Source organism: Rubrivirga sp., assembly GCF_049648075.1.
GTDB lineage: Bacteria > Bacteroidota > Rhodothermia > Rhodothermales > Rubricoccaceae > Rubrivirga.
This window is the reverse complement of the sequence record NZ_JBARYR010000672.1, coordinates 1-6,138: the sequence shown is the minus strand read 5'-3', so window position 1 is coordinate 6,138 and position 6,138 is coordinate 1. Positions and strand designations below refer to the sequence as shown.

The window sequence follows — 6,138 nt, the reverse complement described above, 5'->3', positions numbered from 1 at the left end:
GCGCGCGCGCTCGTCCAGCCGGACCGCCCCCCTCGTCACGTCGTAGTCCCACGTCCCGAGTCGCGCCGCGTCGACGGCCTGTCGGAACCGCGCCTCCGACGCCCGGAGCGCCTGCTCCGCGGCCCGTTGCTCCGAGACGTCCGTGAACAGGACGGCGACGCGGCGCGACTCGGGCTCGCCGACCCGGAAGGCCTCGACCTCGTACCAACGGTCCAGGGCCGTCGACTCCTGGACGAACTGCGCCCGCTGGCCGGTCTCAGCGACGCGTGCGTAGGTCTCGATCCAGAACGGGTCGAGGTCCGGGATCGCCTCCAAGACCGTCCGCCCGTCGACGGCCTCGAGGCCGGACTGACGCTCGAAGGCGGGGTTGGTCTCGACGAACCGGTAGTCGACGGGCCGGCCGTCGGCGTAGACCATCTCGATCACGGAGAACCCCTCCGAGATCGACTCGAAGAGGGAGCGGTAGCGGGCCTCGCTGTCGCGGAGCGCGTCCTGGGCCTCCTTCTGCTCGGTGTTGTCGCGCAGGACCTTGGCGAAACCGCGGACCTCCCCGTCGGCCCGGAGGACCGTCGTGACGCCCGAGGCCCAGAAGCGGGAGCCGTCCGCGCGAAGGTGCCAGCGGTCGCCGCTGGTCTGGCCGTCCTCGAGGGCGGTCTTCCTCTCGGCCTCGGGCTGGCCGGCGGCGCGGTCCTCGGACGTGAACAGCGTGTCGACGCCGTGCCCGGTGACGTCGGCCTCGGCGTACCCGAAGAGGGTCTTGGCGCCCGTGTTCCATCCGGTGATACAGCCCTCGAGGTCGAGGAGCAGGATCGCGTACTCGCTCGCGCCCTCGACGAGCAGCCGGTAGTGCTCCTCGCTCTGTCGCAGCGCGACCTCGCTGGCGCGCCGGGCCGTGATGTCGACGAACGTGATCACGACGCCCTCGATCCGGTCCTCGGCCGACCGGTACGGCAGGACGCGCGCGAGGTAGCCGCGGTCGCCGTCGTCGCTGACCTCGCGCTCGACGGGGACGAGCGTGGCCAGGACGCGCTCGGCGTCGGCCAGCAGGTCGTCGTAGCCCAGGCGGTGCGTCAAGTCCGCGAGCGGCCGGCCCCGGTCCGCCAAACGCACGCTGAACAGGTCGGCGACGCCCGGCGTGAACCGGACGATCCGGAGCTCGCGGTCCAGGAGCAGGGTCGCGATCTGGGTCGCGGCCATCAGGTTCTTGAGGTCGCCCGAGAGCTGGGCCAGTTCCTCCACCTTGTGGCGGTTCTCCTGGTTGACCGTCTGGAGCTCCTCGTTCATCGACTGGAGCTCTTCCTTCGACGTCTCGAGCTCCTCCATCGTGCTCCGAAGCTCCTCGTTGGCGCTCTGGAGCTCCTCGTTGGCCGCCCTCATCTCCTCCTGGCTCGTCTCGTACTCCTCGACCAGGGCCTGGAGGCGCTGGCGCGTTCGGTCGAGGTCGGAGTGGAGGCGGGCCTGGCTGTCGTCGGTCTTCGACGGGTCGGGGGCGGCCTCGACCGGACCGGGGCGTTCGTCGAACAGGACCAGGACGTAGCCCTCATGCTCGGGGTCGGGGGACGGCCGCACGTCCAATGCGACCGTCTCAGAGTGGCCGCCGAACTCGACCGCGACCGGGTCCGTGCGGACGGGCTCGGAGCGCTCCCTCGCGGCGTAGAGCGCGGTCCGGAGCTCGGGCCGGAGCTCGGGCCGGACCAGCTTGAGCGCGTGCGTCGTGATCTCGCCCCCGGGGTGGACGAGGTAGCGGCCGGCCTGGGCGGAAACGTGGACCACGCGGTCCTCCGGCCCCACGAGCACGCTCGGCGGCCCGTACCGCTCCACGATCTGCTCGTGGAGCGCCCCGAACGACACCGCCCGGCGCACGTCGCCGTCACTTTCCGAGCCGTCGTCGGGACGGGACGGGAGCACCGCGTGTGTGATCGGGAAGACCGGCAGCCGCACGTCGGGCGCGGGGACGTTCCGCTTGCGGTAGAAGCACAGCGGCTTGTCAACCGTGCGGAAAAGGTCCCCGGCGTCCGCGGTCTCCGACGACCCCAGCACCAACACGCCGTCGGGATGGAGCGCGTAGTGGAACAGGTCCATCACCTCGCGCTGGACGTCGCGCTGGAGGTAGATGAGGAGGTTCCGGCACGAGACCAGGTCCAGCTTCGAGAACGGGGGGTCCGAGAGCAGGTTGTGTGGCGCGAACACGACGGCCTCTCGGATCTCCTTGCGGATCCGGTAGCCGCCGTCCTCCTTGCGGAAAAAGCGCCGGAGCCGCTCGGCGCTCACGTCGGCCTCGATGTCGCCGGCGTAGAACCCGTCGCGGGCCCGCTCCAGCGAGTGCTCGTGCAGGTCGCTGGCGAAGACCTGGAACGTGGCCGGCTCCTCGAGCCGGGCGGCCTCCTCGAAGAGCAAGATCGCGAGCGAGTACGCCTCCTCACCGGTCGCGCACCCGACCGACCACACGCGGACGGCCTGGTCCGGACCGCGCCCCTCGAACAGGCCCGGCACGACGGTCTCCGCGAGCCGGTCGAACACCTCGGGGTCGCGGAAAAAGCTCGTGACGTTGATGAGCAGGTCGTCGGCGAGGGAGGCGACCTCGGTGGGCGTGCCCCGCAGGATCTTGAGGTACGCGTCGAGGTCCTCGACGCTGCAGATCTGCATCCGGCGTGTGATCCGACGGAGCACCGTGGCGCTCTTGTAGCGCGAGAAGTCCCGGCCTGTCCGGGCGCGGACCTGGGCGAGCACGCGCTGCAAGAGCTGGCGCTCGTCGGCCTCGACGGGCTCGTCCTCGGCCGGGACGTTGACGCTGGGCTCGGTCCGCGCAAAGCGGAGGATGGCGCCGGGGACGTCGGCGAGCGGGAGCACCCAGTCCACGACCCCGGTCGTGATCGCGCTCTGGGGCATCCCGTCGTACTCGGCCTCGTTGGGGTCCTGGACCACGACCAGCCCGTTCCGCTCTTTGATCTCGCGCACGCCCAACGCCCCGTCGGAGCCCGTCCCCGTCAGGATCACGCCGATCGAGTGGCCGTCGTACGTGGCCGCGAGCGTGCGAAAAAAGTGGTCGACGGGCGCCCGGTTCCGGCGGCGTTCCTCGAGCGGCGTCAGCCGCAGGTGCGTGTCCACCGCCGAGAGGTTGCGCCCGGGCGGAATGACGTAGACGTGGTCCGGCTTGAGCTCCGTCGTCTCGGTGACCTGCTGGACGGGGACCCGGACCGAGGGCTGGAGCAGCTCGGCAAGGTGGCTCTCGTGCTCGGGCGAGAGGTGGACCACGATCACGAACGCGAGCCCGGAGTCCTCGGGGACGTGGTCGAAGAACTCCTTGAGCGCGGCCAACCCGCCCGCCGACGCCCCGACCCCGACGACCGTCGGCACCTCGCGCGGCCCCTCCTCGGGGGTCCCCGGCCTCTCGGATGGTGGAGTCGGGTCGCTCATGGGGCGGTTGCGCGGAGCACCTGCCGGGGGCTACACCTTGAAGAATCAAGCTACCTCCCGCTCTCGCCGTTTCCTAGGAAACCGACCTCGAGGGCGGGCACGCGACCTCGAGGACGAAGAGACCACCCCCTGTCCTCCTCCTCATTTGAGGAGAGGGGACTCCTCGAGCAGCGTAGGAGTCGGACGGGGCAGGCAGGCTCGGGGGCGAGCGCGAGGCGGTCGCTACAGTCGGACCGCGGCCTGCAGGCCGACCTCGAGGTCGCCGCGCAGAGCTTGAACCGACCTCGAGGACGGCTACATCGCTAGGCCGCCGTCGACGTGGAGGACGTGGCCGGTGACGTACGTCGAGACGTCGGAGAGCAGGTAGAGGACGGCCGCGGCGATGTCGTCGGGCTGGCCCAGGCGACCGAGTGGGATCTGGCCCTTGAGGCCGTCGGCCGCGTCGCCCAGGCCCGCCGTCATGTCGGTCTCGATGTAGCCGGGCGCGACCACGTTCGCGCGGACGCCGCGCCCGCCCAGCTCGCGCGCCAGGCTCTTGGTGAACCCGATCAGGCCCGCCTTCGAGGCCGCGTAGTTCGCCTGCCCCGCGTTCCCCATCACGCCGACGACCGACGAGATCGTGACGATGCTGCCCGCGCGCTGCTTCATCATCGGCCGGTAGGCGGCCTTGGCGACGTGGAACGCGCCGGTCAGGTTGGTGTCGATCACGGACTGCCACGCGTCGGCGTCCATCCGGATCATCAACCCATCCTTGGTGATGCCGGCGTTGACGACCAGCCCGTCGATCCGGCCCCACTTCGCGGTCACGGCTTGGACGGAGGCGATGGCGTCGTCGGCGCTAGCGGCGTCGGCCTGGATGGCGAGGGCTTTGTCCGGGCCTCCCAGCGACTCGACGAGCTCGGTGGCTGTCTCGACGGACGAACGGTAGGTGAACGCGACGTTCGCGCCGGCATGGGCCGCGGCCTCGACGATGGCGCGGCCGATCCCGCGCGTGCCGCCGGTGACGAGGACGGTCTTGTCGGTGAGGTCGAGAGTCATGGGTGCGTCGGTAGAGGGACCGAAAGATCGCACGCCGACCTCGAGGACGCGTCAGGGGAACGAACACGGGTCGAGCCGTCCTCGAGGTCGCACCAACCCGCATGTCCTCGAAGACAACGAGGCTCACGTAGGGGCACACCGCTGGTGTGCCCATGCCGACCTCGATGTGCCGCCCTCGAGGACGCTACACCGCCTCGGCGCGCGCCTTCACGACCTCGAGGATGGTGCTTTGGATGTCGCTCATGAAGCGGTCCGTCCAGATCTGCGTGTACGGGTTGAACCGCGTCGCCAGCCGCTGCTCGCTCGCCAAGTGGAGCGCGACGCGACCGTCGCCCAGGTCCTCGATCTCGTAGCGACCCGAGAGCACGTCGAAAAAGCGCCCGCCGACCGCCACGTGCTGGTCGAACGTCGTGGACGGCACCGCGGAGGCGTCGATGGTGAACGCGATGGACTCGTTCTCGACCCACTCCGTCACGTCCTCGATGAACACCACGCCACCGCCGAACGTCGCGTAGCGGACCGATCCGACGCCCTCGCCTTCGAGTCGAGCCTCGATGGGACGTGGGAACCCGATCCGGTAGGCGAGCGAGTTGCCCAGCTCGTGGTCCTCGATGGGCCGGACCTCGCGGATCTCACGCCACACCGTCTCGGGGTCGGCCTCGATGACGATCGAATCGAGGACGGTGCGCGACACGACCGGGTCCGGCATCTGGTTCTCCATCGGCGCGAACACGACCGGAAGCGCGGCCAACGCGAACGCTAGGCCGCGAGGCGACCTCGAGGACCGCGCGACCTTCCCGATGACGCCGCCGAGCGACGCGCACACGAGCGAGATCGGCACCCAAACGACGGCGCAGATCAGGCCTTCCCATGCCAGCACCAGCGTGGTCGCGATCGTCAACAGCGTCGGTACCCAGGGAAAGAAGACGGCCGTCGCCCACGACGACTCCTTAGCGCGCCACTGAACGGCGATCACCCCGATCACCATCGGCACCAAGAAGATGAACGACATCGTCATGATGCCGAACAAGGTCTCGAGAACCTCGAGGCCGAAGAAGAGCCGGGCCATCAGCCCGTAGGCCAGCCCGATCAGGACCGGGCCGAGCCACGACCGGCGCCAGTCGTGACGCCCGAACCAGGCCTGTCGTGAGCCGTCCTGCGGAGAGTCGTCCATTCCCGCAGAGTACGGGGAAACGGCTCCCCAGCTAGCTCGCGAACGCCTCGAGGTCGGGCGCCGTCCCTGCCTGAGCGGTCGCGGCGTCTCGGCCGAGCGTCCGGCGCACCAGACCCGACAGCACCTTGCCCGTGCCGACCTCGACGAAGCGCTCGGCACCGTCGGCCTTCATCCGATCGAGTGACTGCGCCCAGCGGACGGGCGACGTGAGCTGGTCGAGCAAGCGCGTGCGGATCGCGTCGGGATCGGTCGTCGGCTCGGCGGTCACGTTGAGGACGACCGGGCACGACGGGACCCTGACCTCGAGGGCGGCGAGCGTCTCGGCCAGGCCCTCCCTCGCGAACGCCATCAGCGGGCTGTGGAACGCGCCCGACACCGGCAGAGCGACCACGCGCCGAGCGCCGGCCTCGAGGGCGAGCGCGCCGGCTCGCTCGACGGCCGCGCCGTCGCCCGAGATCACGATCTGGCCCGGGTCGTTGTAGTTGGCCGGGACCACCTCGCCGTCGCCC

Annotated in this window: 4 protein-coding genes; all 4 read right to left on the bottom strand. The window is 70.3% G+C overall.

The window, feature by feature from the left end; genetic code table 11:
* The coding region (locus WBA11_RS18050; protein WP_424522024.1) for a chemotaxis protein CheB at positions 1-3,417 on the bottom strand (3,417 nt) is incomplete at its 3' end.
* A gap of 294 nt (positions 3,418-3,711) precedes the next feature.
* On the bottom strand, positions 3,712-4,455 hold the full coding sequence (gene fabG, locus WBA11_RS18045; protein ID WP_424522023.1) for a 3-oxoacyl-[acyl-carrier-protein] reductase: 744 nt from the start codon (positions 4,453-4,455) through the stop codon (positions 3,712-3,714).
* Between the two features lie 184 nt (positions 4,456-4,639).
* Positions 4,640-5,629 (bottom strand): hypothetical protein, encoded by a 990-nt coding sequence (locus WBA11_RS18040; RefSeq protein ID WP_424522022.1) that lies wholly within the window; start codon positions 5,627-5,629, stop codon positions 4,640-4,642.
* 31 nt (positions 5,630-5,660) lie between these two features.
* The coding region (locus WBA11_RS18035) for an ACP S-malonyltransferase (RefSeq protein WP_424522021.1) at positions 5,661-6,138 on the bottom strand (478 nt) is incomplete at its 5' end.

Bases quoted from the DNA above. Each gene is read 5' to 3' on its own strand.
- fabG (WP_424522023.1), bottom strand. From the start codon at position 4,455: ATGACTCTCGACCTCACCGACAAGACCGTCCTCGTCACCGGCGGCACG.
- WBA11_RS18040 (WP_424522022.1), bottom strand. From the start codon at position 5,629: ATGGACGACTCTCCGCAGGACGGCTCACGACAGGCCTGGTTCGGGCGT.